We start from the raw sequence: 14,442 nt of genomic DNA on the forward strand, positions 1-14,442 counted from the left end.
TTCACCGTCCGGACGGCCACAGGTCGGGGTCCGGCGTGAACCGGACCCGTAGCTCGCCGTCACTCAGCCCGGCCCCGGCGACAGTGCAGCGGCGCAGCGCGGAGGGCAGGGAAACGATACGGCGGAAAGGTCCCGCGGTGACGACGAGTTCGTCGCCGCGCCGGACCAGGCCGAGCTCGTCGCGTGTGACGCCGGGCAGCGGGATGTGCCATGTGTAGCGGGCGGTTCCGTCGTCGGCGGGGGCGTCGGTGACGGGCCAGGCGACCGCGTCGGGGGCGGGGCCCGGCGCGGTCAGGCCGAGGGCGGCGAGGTCGTCGGCGCCGCGCGGATCGCGGCCGAGGTGCGGGACCCGGTGGACCCTGCCGGCCCGGCCGTACGCCGACTCCCACTCGTCGAGCGTCTTGTGCTGCTGGGCGGCGAGGCCGGCCAGCCAGGTGTCGGAGCTCGCCTCCGGCAGGACGCGGTTGGCGATCAGGAGGTCGGTGCGCAGGCCGTGCAGGGCCAGGCCGGTGGCGGCCGTGCGCACGGCGTCCGCGCCCGCGGGGCCCGGTTCGGCGACCAGGCGGACCGTGGTGGTGGGCGCCTCGAGCACGCGCTGGACGGCGGCGAGGTCGTCCTCCCGACGGGCCGCGGTCTCGTACAGCCAGGCGGCGGGCATCGGGACGCCCGCGAGGCGGCCGAGCATGGGGCGCAGGGCGCGGGCCGCCTGCCGCTCGGGCGGCAGCAGCCGGCGCAGGTAGCGGCGGAGCTGCTCGGGGAGCGCGAGGGCCGCGAGGGCCTGGGGGGTGGGCGGCAGGTCGACGACGACGGTGTCGTACGCGTCCTCGCGGGCGGCGTCGCGCAGGGCCCGCAGCAGGGCCAGTTCCGCGGCGCCGGGCAGCGGGGTCAGCTCCTCGCCGTCGAGCCGCTCGGCGCCGAGCAGGTCGAGTGCGGACGCGGCACGTTCCTGCAGGGCGAGCAGGTCGTCCCGGAAGTGGTCGTCGGGGTCGAGCCGCCGTGTGGTGAGCCCGGGGTGCGCGTCCGGTGCGCCGAGCGCCGTGCCGAGCGCCGTGCCGAGGGTGTCGGCGCGGTCGGCGGAGATCACGAGGACCCGGTGTCCGGCGCGCGCCGCGGCGAGCGCGGTGGCGGCGGCGACGGTGGTCCGGCCGGAGCCGCCGGGGCCGGTGACGAGGAGGGTGCGCATAGGAGTGAACGCTACGTCAGCGCGTTGCGGGGGCGGGGGGCGCCCACTCGTCGTGGGGGGGGGCATGGTTCTTTCGCGGCCGGCGGTTGTGGGTGGTTGCTCGCGCAGTTCCCCGCGCCCCTGGGAGCTGGGGCTGCGCCCCGCTCCCACCCCGGCTGCCCCTCGCTTACGCGGGGCCGGACTCTACGCGCTTCTTGAGGCCCGCCAGTGCTCGGTCGATGATGACCTTCTCGGCCTTGCGCTTGATCATGCCGAGCATGGGGATCTTGACGTCGACGGTGAGCTGGTAGGTGACCTGGGTGCCGGAGCCGACGGGCTTCAGGAGGTACGAGCCGTCGAGCGAGCGCAGCATCTGGGACTTGACGAGGGTCCAGCTGACCTCGTCGTCACCGGTCCAGGTGTAGCCGAGCGTCTGGTCGTCCTTGATCGCACCGGCGTCCATGACGAGGCGGACCTGCTCGGCGCGGCCGCGCTCGTCGGTGGCGAGCACCTCGGCCTCCTTGACTTCGCCGGTCCAGTCCGGGTAGCGGGCGAAGTCGGCGATCACTCCCATGACCTCGGCCGGTGCCGCCTCGATCATGATGCTCGAGCTGGTGTGTTCCGCCATCGCTGTGGCTCCTCCAGATGCGGTCCGGGACAGAGGGGTGTGTACCGCGTGAAGGCTACCGCGCGCCGCGTGGTCACCACTCCAGGGCCCAGGGCCTGGACGACCCGGCGAAGTGGCCGACGTTCACGCACTCCGTGGCGCCGACGCGCACGCGCCGGACCAGGGGCTGGTGGACGTGGCCGAAGAGGGCGTATTTGGGGCGGGTCCTGCGGATGGCGTCGAGCAGCGCCCGGCTGCCGCGTTCGAAGCGGCGGGCCACGGTGTCGTAGAGGAGCTCGGGGACGTCCGGCGGGATGTGCGTGCACAGGACGTCGACCTCGCCGACGGCCTCGATCTTGGCGGCGTACTCCTCGTCGCTGATCTCGTAGGGCGTACGCATGGGGGTGCGCAGGCCGCCGCCGACGAAGCCGAAGACGCGGCCGCCGATCTCGATCCGCTCGCCGTCGAGGACGGTGGTGCCGGGGCGCGCGTACTCGGGCCAGAGGGTCGGGATGTCGACATTGCCGTAGGTGGCGTAGGTCGGGGTGGGGAAGGCCGCGAACATCTCGGCGTACTGCTTCCGGACGGCGTACTCGATCGCCGAACCCCGGTCGCTGCCGATGGTCCCCCACAATTTCCGGCCGAATTCCCTCGCCTCCTCGAAGCGGCGTGCGGTGCGCAGCTCCACGAGCCGCGTCGCGTTCGCCGCACCGAAGAGGTCGGGGAAGATGCCGCGCGAGTGGTCGGCGTAGTCGAGGAAGAGCACGAGGTCGCCGAGGCAGACGAGCGCGTCCGCGCCGTCGCCCGCGCGGGCGAGACCCTCGGCGTTGCCGTGCACGTCACTGACCACATTGACCCGGAAAGCTGGCATGCCGATCACCCTAGGACGGCCGCCCGACCGGCGGTAGGGGTCCTCGAGCGCGGCCGACCTGCGGTTACTTCCGAGTCAGGAAGACGGTGGCGTACTGTGCGATTCAGAACAGAACGACGTGTGACGCACCGAACATCTGGCCCTGCCCCCCTACCGAACCAGCCATACCCATGGGTAACGTCCGGGCAGTCCAGTAGTGCTCGGCCCCCCACTCGACCGAGCACCTGCCCGATCTTGGACCGCACCGTCGCAGCACACAACGTCGTGGCGCCGGCGCCCTATGTAGGAGCAGCAGTCTTGCGCGAGTTCAGCCTTCCGGCCCTGTACGAGGTCCCTGCGGACGGCAATCTGACCGACATCGTCCGTAGAAATGCCGCGCAGCACCCGGATGTCGCCGTCATCGGCCGCAAGGTCGACGGGCGCTGGCAGGACGTCACCGCGAAGGCCTTCCTCGCCGATGTGCGCGCCACCGCCAAAGGTCTGATCGCCGCCGGTGTGCGCCCCGGCGACCGCGTCGGCCTGATGTCCCGCACCCGCTACGAGTGGACGCTCCTCGACTTCGCCATCTGGAGCGCCGGCGCGGTCACCGTGCCCGTCTACGAGACGAGCTCCGCCGAGCAGATCCAGTGGATACTGGGCGACTCCGGCGCCGTGGCCTGCGTCGTCGAGCTGGACGCGCACGCCGCCGCCGTCGAGTCCGTACGCGACCGGCTGCCCGCCCTCACCAACATCTGGCAGATCGACAAGGGCGGCGTCGAGGAGCTGCACCGCACCGGCGCCGAGGTGCCGGACGCGACGGTCGACGAGCGCGGTGCGGTGGCCGGCGCCGACGACCCGGCCACCATCGTCTACACCTCCGGCACCACCGGCCGCCCCAAGGGCTGCGTCCTCACGCACCGCAGCTTCTTCGCGGAGTGCGGCAATGTGGTGGAGCGGCTGAAGCCCCTCTTCCGCACGGGCGAGTGCTCGGTCCTCCTCTTCCTCCCCGTCGCGCACGTCTTCGGGCGGCTCGTCGAGGTCGCCGCGCTGATGGCACCGATCAAGCTCGGCCACGCGCCCGACGTCAAGAACCTCACGGACGAGCTGGCCTCCTTCCGGCCGACCATGATCCTGGGCGTGCCGCGCGTCTTCGAGAAGGTCTACAACTCGGCGCGCGCGAAGGCGCAGGCCGACGGCAAGGGCAAGATCTTCGACAAGGCGGCGGACACGGCCATCGCGTACAGCCGCGCGCTCGACACGTCGTCTGGCCCGTCCCTGGGTCTGCGGATCAAGCACGCGATCTTCGACAAGCTGGTCTTCAGCAAACTGCGGGCCGTTCTCGGCGGCCGCGGCGAGTACGCGATCTCCGGCGGCGCCCCGCTCGGTGAGCGCCTCGGCCACTTCTTCCGCGGCATCGGCTTCACGGTCCTCGAGGGGTACGGCCTCACGGAGTCCTGCGCGGCCACCGCCTTCAACCCGTGGGACCGCCAGAAGATCGGCACGGTCGGCCAGCCGCTGCCGGGCTCCGTCGTCCGCATCGCCGACGACGGCGAGGTGCTGCTCCACGGCGAACACCTCTTCTCGCGCTACTGGAACAACGAGGGCGCCACCGAAGAGGCCCTCGCCGACGGCTGGTTCCACACCGGCGACATCGGCACGCTCGACGAGGACGGCTACCTGCGCATCACCGGCCGCAAGAAGGAGATCATCGTCACCGCGGGCGGCAAGAACGTCGCCCCGGCCGTGATCGAGGACCGCATCCGCGCGCACGCGCTGGTCGCCGAGTGCATGGTCGTCGGCGACGGCCGCCCCTTCGTGGGCGCGCTGGTCACGGTCGACGACGAGTTCCTGGGCCGCTGGGCGGCGGACCACGGCAAGCCCTCCGACTCCACGGCGGCGTCCCTCCGCGACGACGCGGACCTCCTCGCGGCGATCCAGAGCGCGGTGGACGACGGCAACGCGGCGGTCTCCAAGGCGGAGTCCGTACGCAAGTTCCGTGTCCTGTCCTCCCAGTTCACGGAGGAGTCGGGCCATCTGACGCCGTCGCTGAAGCTGAAGCGGAATGTGGTGGCGAAGGATTACGCGGACGAAATCGAGGCGATTTACCGCGGGTAGCGTGACCGGGTCGCCCACTCGCCGTGGCGGGCACCCTAGCCTCGCGACCTCCGGCCTCTTGCGGTTTCCGCGCCCACTCGCCGTGGGGACGAGTCTTGATGCGCGCCCCCGGCCTCTTGTCGCTGCCGCGCCCACTCGCCGTGGCAGCGGGCCTTGATGTGCGGCTCTCGGTTTCTTGTGGTTGCTCGCGCAGTTCCCCGCGCCCCTGGAGCGGGGGCTGCGCCCCGCTCCCCCACGACGCGCCCCTGAAAGCGGCGCAGCCGGCTTTCCAGGGGCGCGGGGAACTGCGCGACCAGCCCACGCGGACGGAAAGCCGCCGACGAAGCCCAGGCGGCAACCCCACGGCGAAGACGGAAAGCAGGCGCAGCCGACTTTTCAGGGGCGCGGGGAACTGCGCGACCAGCCGACGCGGGCAGAAAGTCGCAAGCAAAGCCCAGGCAGCAGCCCCGCGGCGATAGCCGAAAGCAGGCGCAGCCGGCTTTTCAGGGGCGCGGGGAACTGCGCGACCAGCCGAGACGATCCGGCAGCCGCTCAGGAACCGCCAGTGGCAGCCCCCTGGGCGGTAGGCGAGCCGCGATGGCCGGCAGTCGTCGACGGGCCCGGGGCGGCAGCCCGATGCGGGCTACAGGAGTTGCTTGAGGCGCTCCGCCAGGAGGTCCCAGCGCCACTTTTCCTCGACCCAGGCCCTGCCCCGCTCCCCCATCCGCGCCCGCAACTCCCCGTCCGCCAGCAACGCGGTGATCCGGTCCGCCGCCTCCTCGGGCGCGCCACCGCGGACGACCCAGCCCGTCTCTCCGTCGAGGACCGCGTCCGGCGCCCCGCCGGAGTCGCCGGAGACGACCGGGAGGCCCGTCGCGGACGCCTCCAGGTAGACGATGCCGAGGCCTTCCACGTCGAGGCCCCCGCGCCGGGTCCGGCAGGGCATGGCGAAGACGTCCCCCGCGCCGTAGTGGGCGGGCAGCTCCGCCCAGGGGACGGCGCCGGTGAAGCGTACGGAGTCCGCGACCCCCGTCTCGGCGGCGAGCTTGCGCAGCTCCTGCTCGTACGGCCCGCCGCCGACGACCAGAAGCACCGCATCCGGCTCCGCGGAGAGAATCCTCGGCATGGCGAGGATCAGCGTGTCCTGGCCCTTGCGCGGCACGAGCCGCGAGACGCAGACCACCACGGGCCGGCCGGTCAGACCGAGCCGCTCCCGCACCGCGTCCCCGCCTGATCCGGGGTGGAACGTCTTCTCGTCGACGCCGGGCGGCAGTTGGACCATCCGCCCGGCCGCCGCGGGCGTCAGCGCGGCGGCGATCCGCGAGCGCGTGTACTCCCCGAGATAGGTGATCGTGTCCGTCGACTCGCCGATCCGGCGCAGGAGTTGCCGCGAGGCGGGCAGCTGGGCCCACCCGGCCTCGTGTCCGTGCGTCGTGGCGACGAGCCGCTCCGCCCCGGCCTTCCGCAGCGCGGGCGCCATGAGGCCGAGCGGGGCGGCCGCCCCGAACCACACCGACGTACAGCCGTGTTCGCGCAGGAGCGAGACCGCGCGCCGGGTGACCCGCGGGGTCGGCAGGAGCATCGTCGTGGGGTCGCGTACGACCTTGAAGGGCTGCTCGGCATCGAAGGCGGCCGTCGCCTCGGCGCCCTCGCGGCCCCGCTTCCAGGTGGAGGCGTAGACGACGAGCTGCTCGGGGTCCAGGCGCAGCGCCATGTTGTGCAGGAACGCCTGGATGCCACCGGGCCTGGGCGGGAAGTCGTTCGTGACGATCAGGGTCTTGTGCATCGCGCACGACAGTACCGAACGGCCCGGCCTCTTCGCCCTGCCCCGGCCCCACCCGGCATCATGACCCCCTGAATCACGACGAAGCAGGGAAAAAGGGGCGAGGCGCGCATGGCACGCATGACACGCACGGCACGCGTCCTGACCGTCTGGGGCCTGACCAGAACCGTCCTGCTGCTCTGTGTCTTCCATGTCCTCACCGCCCCGGGCCCGGACGTGACCAGTGACGTCACCGTCATCTATCAGGGCTGGTACGAGGTGCTGCGCACCGGCACCTTCCCGCTCGACGACGTCACCTGGCAGTACCCGCCCGCCGCGGCCCTCGCGATCCTCTCCCCCGCGCTGCTGCCCTTCCTCGGCTACGCGTCGGCCTTCTTCGTCCTCGCCCTTCTCTGCGACGCGGCGGTGTGCGCGCTGCTCCTGTACGCGGGGCGGCGGCCCGGCAAGTCGCCGCGCGGCGCCTGGATGTGGGTCCTGGGCGTGGCCCTGCTCGGGCCCACCGTGTACGCCCGCTACGACGTGATGGTGGTGGCCGTCGCGGTCGCCGCGCTGCTCGCGGGGGCGCGGCGGCCGCGCGTCCTGGGGGTGCTCGCCGGGTTCGGGGCGCTGCTCAAGGTGTGGCCGCTGCTGCTGCTCGTCGGTACGCCGCGCGGGTGGTCGACGCGGCGGTCCTGGCGCGCGGCCGCGGGCACGGCCGTCGTCCTCGCGCTGGTGTTTCTCGTGGCGATGCCGGGCGCGCTCGCGTTCCTCACCTTCCAGCGCGACCGCGGCACGGAGGTGGAGTCGCTCGGCGCCCTCGCCTTCCATCTGGGGCGGTACGCCGGCTGGCGGGGCGAAGTGCGGCTCAACTACGGCTCCGTGGAATTCCTCGGTCCGTACGTCCCGCTGGTGAGCACGGTGGCGCAGGCCCTGTCGGTGGCGGCCTTCTGCTGGCTCCTGGTGTGGCGGCTGCGCGCCCGGGTCCGGTCGGCGAGCACGCCCGCCGACGCGGCCTTCGTGGCCGTGCTGCTCTTCACCGCCACGAGCCGGGTGATCAGCCCGCAGTACATGCTCTGGCTGGTCGGTGTCGCCGCCGTCTGCCTGGTGTTCCGCGGCAGCCGGATGGAGGTGCCCGCCCGCCTGGTCCTGGGCGCCACGTTCGTGACGTTCCTGGAGTTCCCCGTGTGGTTCTCGCACGTGGTCGTCAGCGATCCGCTGGGCGTGTCCCTGCTGCTCGTCCGCAACGGCCTGCTGGTCGCGGCCGCCCTGCTGGCCTGCCGGAACCTGTGGCGCGAGACGGTGTCGGAACCGCGCAGGGGGCCGGTGCCGGGGCAGGTCAGCCGAGCTCCGCACGCAGATACGTACGCCAGCGCGCCGTGAAGTCCTCGGGCGTCGTGTCCAGGACGTCCCGCAGCGCCCCCTCGACCGCGCCCGCCCGCTTCGGGTGGGCGCCCACCGCCCGGTAGAAGTCCGTCAGCTTCCGCTCGCCCCACCGCTCCGCGATCATCCGGCAGGCCAGCCACGCGCTCTCGTACGCCCCCGCGAGCTTCGCGGCGTCCCCGCCGAAGCCGAACTCCGCGTCCTCCGGGAGGGCGTCGGGCAGCTGACCGCGCTGCACCGCGCGCCGCAGTTCGGGCGCGGCCTGCGCCGGGGTGCGCCCCGTGTCGCGGTACGCCACCCAGTCGGCGAAGCCCTCGGAGAGCCACAGCGGGGTGGCCCTGGTGGTCCGCGTGCGGGTCGCGACGTGGGTCGCCTCGTGGGTGAGGACGACCTGCTTGCCGAACTCGCCGAGGACGCCGTACGCCTCGGGGTTGACGATGATCCGGTCGGCCGGCGCCCGGCCCCGCCCGCCCGTCTCGCCCGTGGTGACCGCCGCGATCCCCCGGTACCCGGAGGCGGGCGCCCCGAGCAGCCGCGCCATGCCGTCCAGGGACCGGGGCACGAGGACGACGACTCGCTCCGGCCACTTCCCCGGCCAGGCGTCCCGCACCGCGGGCACCGCCCGGTCGGCGAGTTCGCGGTGGGCGCGCAGCTCCGCGGGGCTCTGCCCGACGCCGAGGACGAGGCTGCGCCTGCCGCGCTCGGCCGTCACGCGCCCCTGGTCCCAGAGCTGTTCGCCGGACTTCTTCGCGGGGCGCTCGTCGGTGACGTACCACCGGCCGTCGCTGCGCTTCAGCGACAGCGTGCGCTCGGCGGTGACCGGCGCGCGGTCGTAGCCCTTGACGCGGTAGTGGAGTTCGGCGGTCGCGGTGGCCTCGGCGCCGGAGCGGTCGAGGCGGGTCAGCCGGTACTCCCAGGACTCCAGAGGGACGCCGTCGATGCGTCCGAAGACGTCCTTCGCGCCCTTAGCGGGCCGTTCGGTGCTGTCGTACGCCTTCTCGTCCTCGTCGAGGACGGCCCGCGCCCGCCGCTCCAGGAGGGCGCGCACCTCGCCGGCGGCGGCGTCCGGCACCGGGCCGCGGCCGCATCCGGCAAGCAGGGCGAGGCAGAGCGCGCAGCAGAGCGCCCACATCCCCGACCCACGCCTGTGACCAGCCACCTTCCCGATCGTACGGTGTCCGGGCGGTGGACCGCCGGTCAGATCCGCGTCACGGAGGAGACCGGCATCATGCCGACGGGGTCGTAGCGGACCGCCGCTCCGGGGTACGGGGCGTGCACCACCTGGCCGTTGCCCATGTACATCCCGATGTGGCTGGCGTCGTCGCGGTAGGTGACGAGATCGCCGGGCTGCGCCTGGGACAGGGAGACCTGGCGGCCTGCGTACCGCTGGGCCTGCGAGGTGCGCGGCAGGCCGACCCCGGCCTGGGCGTACGACCACTGCATGAGGCCCGAACAGTCGAAGCCGGAGGGTCCGTTGGCCCCCCACACGTAGGGGCGGCCGATCGCGGAGCGGGCGGCGGCGATGGCGGCGGCGGCCCGGGACGAGGACGGGGCGCCCCCGAGCTCCGGCAGCTCGCCGCGGCCGCCGGAGCGCGAGGACCTGTCGTACGCGTCGCGCTCGTCACCGGGCAGCGAGTTGAGCAGCTGCCTGGCCTTGGCCAGCTTGTGCTCGACGGTGCGCTTGTGGCGGGCGACGAGGGTGCGGCTCTTCTCCAGCTCGGCCAGTTTGCGCCCTGCCTCGGTGCGCTCCTGCGCGAGACCGCGCTGGGCCCGCCGCAGATCGGCGAGTTCGCCCGCCTGCCGGGCGCTGACGCGGTCCAGGACCGAGGCCCTCTCCAGGTAGGCGTCCGGGTCGGAGGAGAGCAGCAGGGCCAGCGAGGGGTCGATGCCGCCGGAGCGGTACTGCGCGCCGGCGAGCGCGCCGAGGGCGCCGCGCATCCGGTTGATGCGCTCCTGGCCGCGCGCGACGCTGTCCTTGGCCCGCTCGACCTGCGCGCGGAGCCTGTCCGTCCGTTCGTCGGCCTTGTTGTACAGCTCGGTGGCCCGCTCGGCCTGTTCGTACAGCCGGTCCACCTTGGCGCGCGTGTCGGACGGCTTGTCCTGCGGTGCGGCACCTGCGGGCGCGGCGGCGAGGGCCGCCGCCGCGGTGGTCACTGCCGCGGTGGCCGCTGCCGCTGAAAGGACGGTCACGCGCGTGCTCCGGTCGGAACCGGGCTGTGCGGGACGGCGATGGAACCCCACGGGAAGCCGCTCTCCCTTCCGCTGACGAACCCCCCGGCTGTCCCGGGGGAATGCGCGCCGACAGTAGTCGTGCGGCCACGGAGGGCCAAAGGGCCGTCCGGGTGGGAAAGGGCGCGGACAGCCCGACGCCCCGCTTCAGACGCAGGTCATCAACGGGGCGCGGGGTCAGCGTGAGTTACCGGAATTCGCCCGTTCGGGCGGTGTGGGCAACCGTGTCGAGGTCAGGCGACGCGGACGCCGAACTGGAAGTTGCCGAGGTACTCCATCGCCTCGTAGCGCACCACGGCGCCGGGCTTCGGGGCGTGCAGCACCTGGCCGTTGCCCGCGTAGAGGCCGACGTGCGCGAGGTTGTTGAAGAACACCAGGTCGCCGGGCTTGAGCTCGCCGCGGCCGATCCTCGTGCCGTCGTTCTGCTGCGTGTAGGTCGTCCGCGTGATGGAGACGTCGGCCTGGGCGTACGCCCACTGGGTGAGGCCGGAGCAGTCGAAGGAGTTGGGGCCCGTGCCACCGGAGACGTACGGCTTGCCGAGCTGGGTGGCGGCGGCGTTCAGGGCGGCGGCGCCGCGGCCGGAGGCGGGGGCCTCGTCGCCGAGGTCGGCGCGCTGGTCGGCGGCGCGGCTGGCGCGCTTCTGCTCCTTGGCGGCCAGCTCCGACTTCTCCTTGGCCGTCAGCGTGTTGAGGAGCTTCTGCGCCTCGCCGAGCTTGCCCTGGACTTCCTTCTTCTTCTTGCCGAGCTCGGTGCGGGTGGCGGCGAGGTCGTCGAGCTTGCCCGCGGCCTCCTTGCGCTGCTGCGCGAGGTCCCGCTGTTTCTTCTGGATCTTCTTGAGCGAGTCGACCTGCTGGCTGCTCAGCTGGTCCAGCGTGGAGGCCTTGTCGAGGTAGTTGTCCGGGTCGGAGGAGAGGAAGAGCTGCAGGGAGGGGTCGATGCCGCCGGAGCGGTACTGGGCGCTGGCCATCGAACCGAGGCCGTCGCGCAGGTCGTTGAGCTCCTCCTGGCCGCGGGCGACCTTGTCCTGGAGGTCGCCGATCTGCTTCTCGAGCTTCTCCTGCTTCTCCTTGGCCCCGTTGTACTTGTCGGTGGCACGCTCCGCGTCTTCGTAGAGCTTGTCGACCTTGGACTTGACCTCGTCCTTGCTCGGCTTCGGCGCGGCCTGGGCGGCGCCCTGCGAGGTGAGGGCAACGGCAGCGGCGGCGGTTGCGGTGAGCACGGTCACGCGGGTGCGGCTCGGCTGCTTGGGTCGACGGTGGGACGCCACGCGGGCGGCTCCTTCATCCTCCAACCGCCTACCGGGACGCGGTGGGCGGGTACCACCGCCGCCACCCCGGATGGGTGATCAACCGAGCGGGGGTTCGAGGGCTGACCCTAGTGACCTTCTTGTGATCAGTTCAAATCACACCATCAAAAAATCGGTCGCGGGAAACATTCTTTACCGATAACGCACAGCCCGTAATGATCTTCTGACGCTACGTCGCGTGCGGCGGGCGCCCAATTCGGGCATACGACCCAGGAGTTGCCGAGTGCCCCTTTAGCCGCGCGAAAGCCGCTTCAGGAGCACCGCCGAAGCCACCGGCCGCGCCCCCGCCTTCGCGATCCCGTCGGCCACCTCGCGGTCGGTCGAGACGACGACCACGGGCCGCCCCGGCGGCTCCGCGCGCACCAGCTGACGGATCAACTCGTCCGCGGTGACACCGGGCTTGGAGAACAGCACCCGCACCCCGCGCGGCGGCGCGAGCAGCACGGGAGCGGCCAGCTCCGCGCCGTCGAAGACGCAGGTGACCTCGGCGCCCGACTGGAGCGCCAGCTGCGAGAGCGAACCGAGCAGCCGCAGCCGCTGCTTGTCCAGCGGCATGGTCGGATAGCCGGTCTTGGTGACGTTGTAGCCGTCGACGACCAGGTGCGCCTGGGGCAGGGCGAGCAGCTGGTCCAGGATCGCCGGGTCGTTCTCGGAGAGCGCGCGGGCGGCGATGTCCTTGGGCGACATCCGCCCCGGCTCGACGGCGTCCACGGTCTCCGCGGGCCGTACGGACACGGGCGGCAGCGCCAGCTCGCGGCGCAGCCCCTGGGCCGCGTCGAGGACCGTGTCGAGCAGCAGCCGCAGCCGCATGTCCTCGACGCTGCGGCCCTCGCGCGCCGCCCGGCGGCTGGCCTCCAGGGCGGCCTCCGTCTCGGCGAGCCGCGCCTTGAGCCGCCGCGTCTCGCTCTCGGCGGCGGACAGCTGCGCCTGGCCTTCGGCGCGCACGGCCTCGACCTCGGCGGCGGCCTTGCGCAGCGCGGCCTCGCCGCGCTTCACGTCACTGAGCGCGCCGCGCAGCTTGCGGTGCATCGACTCGGCTTCCTTGCGGGCCGATTCGAGCTCCGCGCGCAGCCGCTCGGTCTCCACCCGGGTCTGGCCGCGGGCGGCGGCGAGCTCCTCACGCAGCCGCTCCAACTCGGCGCGGGTCTCGTCGTCGACCCGCTCGGCGTCGGCGCGCTGGGCCTCCTCGCCCGCGGCGGTGACCAGCTTCACCCACCCCGCGGGACGCAGCACATACGCCGCGGCCGCGACGTCCAGGGGGTCGGCGGCGGGCGGCGGCGAGCCCGCGGCCAGGGCGCCCGCCAGCTCGGGCTGCACCTCCCTGAGGCGTTCGCCGATGCGCTGCCGGAACAGCGTGTCGTTCTCCAGCGCCGCCGCCATGGCGTTGGCCGCGAACTTGGCACGCCGGGTGGGCGTGAAGCGCGCGTACTGCCGCAGCTGAGGAGGCAGTTCGGCCAGGGTCAGGGCGCCGAAGCCGTCCGAGACGATCTGGACGACCCGTCGGCGTACCCCGTCGGGCAGCGGACGGTCGAGCACCTCAGCGGCGCCGTCGTCCGGCTCCCCGCCTGCGCTCTCCACCATCCGTCACCCCACTAGCTGTGCGGGTCCCGCTCCCTCAGGAGCCGGTTCCCGGCCTGTCCACGAGTTCCACCTGATCCACCGCGTTGCACCAGCGGCAGCGCACCGACTCGATGCTCTCACTGACCACCTCGCGTTCCTCGACGTTCGACTCTCCGGCCAGGTCGAGATGCACATACTCGACGACCTTGGAGGTGCGGGTCACGTCGAAACGCGTGAGGTTGCCGCACAGCGTGCAGCGCCACCGGGTGGTGGCGGTCGGCAGGGGAACCGTCATCGTGGCTGCTTTCCCTCGGTTTGCATGGTGCGTATTGCCCGTAACCCTAAGGCCTGTAAGGGGCACGCCGCGGCGGCGAGGCGGTCTGTACGGTTTCCTGGCGTTACGTCATGCTCTGTCAATGATCCACGCATGGGGTACGAAGGCGGGCCGGCTGCTCACGGGAGGGTCCGCCCCGGTGACGTACGGACTGATCGCCGTCTGCTGCGCGGTCTTCGCCATCTCCCCGCTCTCCGGCTTCAATCCCGCCTACGGCACCGGAGACCGGCTGCTCGGCGCGCAGCAGCTCTACTTCGAGCGGTGGGGCGTGGTTCCCGTCGAACTGTTCAGCGGCGCCCCGCGCGCCGCCCTCGGACCGTTCACCGCCCTGTTCGTGCACGGCAGCTGGCTCCATCTGCTCGGGAACATGCTGTTCCTGTACGTGTTCGGCGTCATGGTCGAGGAACGTATGGGGCACCTCCTGTACGCGCTCTTCTACGTCTGCTGCGGTTACTTCGCCCTCCTCGTGTACGCGGCCGCTCACGCGGGCTCCGCCCAGACCCTCGTGGGAGCGTCCGGGGCGATCTCCGCCGTCCTCGGCGCTTTCCTGTATCTCTTCCCTGCGGCACGCGTCACCAGCCTCTTCCCGTTCCTCTTCTTCCTGCCGCTGCGCTTCCCCGCGTGGGTGGTGCTGCCGTTCTGGGTGGCGCTGCAGTGGCTGGCGGCGGGGCAGGGCGGGAAGGGCACGGGAGTGGCCTATCTGGCGCACCTGGTGGGCTTCTCGCTCGGCTTCGTCTTCGCGTGGGGGTGGAGTGTGCGGAGAGCTAGAGTGCAGGGACAAGGCAGCGCACCGGCCACCGAGGGAGACAGCCAGCCGTGATCACCGCGATCGTGCTCATCAAGACCAGCGTGGACCGGATTCCGGAGATCGCCGAGTCGATCGCCGCGCTCGACTCGGTCAGCGAGGTCTTCTCCGTGACCGGTACGTACGACCTGATCGCGATGGTGCGGGTGCCGCGCCACGACGACCTGGCGGACGTCATCCCCGGCCGGATCAGCAAGATCCCCGGCGTCGAGGCGACCGACACGCACGTGGCGTTCCGCACGTACTCGCAGCACGACCTGGAAGCCGCCTTCGCGATCGGCCTCGACTCCTAGGGCGTGTCCTCGGATCAGCCCGCATGAGGGTTTCTTCATCCGCGCCTCATCCGGCTCGT

General features: G+C 72.4%; 13 protein-coding genes. 4 read left to right on the forward strand and 9 right to left on the reverse strand.

Annotation, left to right across the window (positions count from 1 at the left end):
- Window position 1: 1 nt before the first annotated feature.
- The 3 genes from ACI2L3_RS19555 to ACI2L3_RS19565 form a co-directional block, all read right to left on the reverse strand.
- Window positions 2-1,183: an ArsA family ATPase gene (locus tag ACI2L3_RS19555; protein ID WP_404753592.1), complete on the reverse strand. Its 1,182-nt coding sequence runs from the start codon at window positions 1,181-1,183 to the stop codon at window positions 2-4.
- Between the two features lie 166 nt (window positions 1,184-1,349).
- Window positions 1,350-1,790: an SRPBCC family protein gene (locus tag ACI2L3_RS19560; RefSeq protein ID WP_404753593.1), complete on the reverse strand. Its 441-nt coding sequence runs from the start codon at window positions 1,788-1,790 to the stop codon at window positions 1,350-1,352.
- Window positions 1,791-1,863: 73 nt separating this feature from the next.
- Window positions 1,864-2,640, reverse strand: a complete 777-nt coding sequence (locus tag ACI2L3_RS19565; RefSeq protein WP_404753594.1) for a metallophosphoesterase — start codon at window positions 2,638-2,640, stop codon at window positions 1,864-1,866.
- 297 nt (window positions 2,641-2,937) lie between these two features.
- Between ACI2L3_RS19565 and ACI2L3_RS19570 the strand changes: the two genes are divergently transcribed.
- The gene (locus tag ACI2L3_RS19570) at window positions 2,938-4,734 is read left to right on the forward strand and encodes an AMP-dependent synthetase/ligase (RefSeq protein ID WP_404753595.1); all 1,797 of its coding nucleotides are present in this window, start codon (window positions 2,938-2,940) and stop codon (window positions 4,732-4,734) included.
- Between the two features lie 622 nt (window positions 4,735-5,356).
- Here ACI2L3_RS19570 and ACI2L3_RS19575 read toward each other — a convergent pair.
- Window positions 5,357-6,499, reverse strand: coding sequence for a glycosyltransferase family 4 protein (locus ACI2L3_RS19575; protein WP_404753596.1), 1,143 nt, complete (start codon window positions 6,497-6,499; stop codon window positions 5,357-5,359).
- A gap of 108 nt (window positions 6,500-6,607) precedes the next feature.
- Here ACI2L3_RS19575 and ACI2L3_RS19580 point away from each other — a divergent pair, with 108 nt between their 5' ends.
- Complete coding sequence (locus ACI2L3_RS19580) at window positions 6,608-7,855, forward strand: glycosyltransferase 87 family protein (protein ID WP_404753597.1); 1,248 nt, start codon at window positions 6,608-6,610, stop codon at window positions 7,853-7,855.
- Here the strand turns inward: ACI2L3_RS19580 and ACI2L3_RS19585 are convergent.
- From ACI2L3_RS19585 to ACI2L3_RS19605, 5 genes are all read right to left on the reverse strand, one after another.
- Window positions 7,812-9,014, reverse strand: coding sequence for a hypothetical protein (locus ACI2L3_RS19585; RefSeq protein WP_404753598.1), 1,203 nt, complete (start codon window positions 9,012-9,014; stop codon window positions 7,812-7,814). The two genes, ACI2L3_RS19580 and ACI2L3_RS19585, sit on opposite strands and share 44 nt — an antisense overlap.
- 38 nt (window positions 9,015-9,052) lie before the next feature.
- Complete coding sequence (locus ACI2L3_RS19590; RefSeq protein ID WP_404753599.1) at window positions 9,053-10,096, reverse strand: NlpC/P60 family protein; 1,044 nt, start codon at window positions 10,094-10,096, stop codon at window positions 9,053-9,055.
- Between the two features lie 221 nt (window positions 10,097-10,317).
- Window positions 10,318-11,352 (reverse strand): NlpC/P60 family protein, encoded by a 1,035-nt coding sequence (locus ACI2L3_RS19595; RefSeq protein ID WP_404753600.1) that lies wholly within the window; start codon window positions 11,350-11,352, stop codon window positions 10,318-10,320.
- Between the two features lie 270 nt (window positions 11,353-11,622).
- The gene (locus ACI2L3_RS19600; protein WP_404753601.1) at window positions 11,623-12,972 is read right to left on the reverse strand and encodes an NYN domain-containing protein; all 1,350 of its coding nucleotides are present in this window, start codon (window positions 12,970-12,972) and stop codon (window positions 11,623-11,625) included.
- Between the two features lie 34 nt (window positions 12,973-13,006).
- The gene (locus tag ACI2L3_RS19605) at window positions 13,007-13,246 is read right to left on the reverse strand and encodes a hypothetical protein (RefSeq protein WP_404753602.1); all 240 of its coding nucleotides are present in this window, start codon (window positions 13,244-13,246) and stop codon (window positions 13,007-13,009) included.
- 121 nt (window positions 13,247-13,367) lie between these two features.
- Between ACI2L3_RS19605 and ACI2L3_RS19610 the strand changes: the two genes are divergently transcribed.
- Together ACI2L3_RS19610 and ACI2L3_RS19615 are read left to right on the forward strand one after the other, a co-directional pair.
- Window positions 13,368-14,105: a rhomboid family intramembrane serine protease gene (locus ACI2L3_RS19610; RefSeq protein ID WP_404753603.1), complete on the forward strand. Its 738-nt coding sequence runs from the start codon at window positions 13,368-13,370 to the stop codon at window positions 14,103-14,105.
- Entirely contained in the window at window positions 14,102-14,383 is a 282-nt protein-coding gene (locus tag ACI2L3_RS19615; protein ID WP_125512351.1) for an Lrp/AsnC family transcriptional regulator, read from the forward strand. Before ACI2L3_RS19610 ends, ACI2L3_RS19615 begins: the two co-directional genes overlap by 4 nt.
- Window positions 14,384-14,442: the final 59 nt, after the last annotated feature.

This window comes from Streptomyces sp. NPDC029674 (assembly GCF_044903205.1).
GTDB lineage: Bacteria > Actinomycetota > Actinomycetes > Streptomycetales > Streptomycetaceae > Streptomyces.

Excerpts from the sequence above, each read along its gene's own strand:
- ACI2L3_RS19610 (WP_404753603.1), top strand. The coding sequence starts at position 13,368 with ATGATCCACGCATGGGGTACGAAGGCGGGCCGGCTGCTCACGGGAGGG.
- ACI2L3_RS19605 (WP_404753602.1), bottom strand. The coding sequence starts at position 13,246 with ATGACGGTTCCCCTGCCGACCGCCACCACCCGGTGGCGCTGCACGCTG.
- ACI2L3_RS19555 (WP_404753592.1), bottom strand. The coding sequence starts at position 1,183 with ATGCGCACCCTCCTCGTCACCGGCCCCGGCGGCTCCGGCCGGACCACC.
- ACI2L3_RS19560 (WP_404753593.1), bottom strand. The coding sequence starts at position 1,790 with ATGGCGGAACACACCAGCTCGAGCATCATGATCGAGGCGGCACCGGCC.
- ACI2L3_RS19580 (WP_404753597.1), top strand. The coding sequence starts at position 6,608 with ATGGCACGCATGACACGCACGGCACGCGTCCTGACCGTCTGGGGCCTG.
- ACI2L3_RS19575 (WP_404753596.1), bottom strand. The coding sequence starts at position 6,499 with ATGCACAAGACCCTGATCGTCACGAACGACTTCCCGCCCAGGCCCGGT.
- ACI2L3_RS19565 (WP_404753594.1), bottom strand. The coding sequence starts at position 2,640 with ATGCCAGCTTTCCGGGTCAATGTGGTCAGTGACGTGCACGGCAACGCC.
- ACI2L3_RS19600 (WP_404753601.1), bottom strand. The coding sequence starts at position 12,972 with ATGGTGGAGAGCGCAGGCGGGGAGCCGGACGACGGCGCCGCTGAGGTG.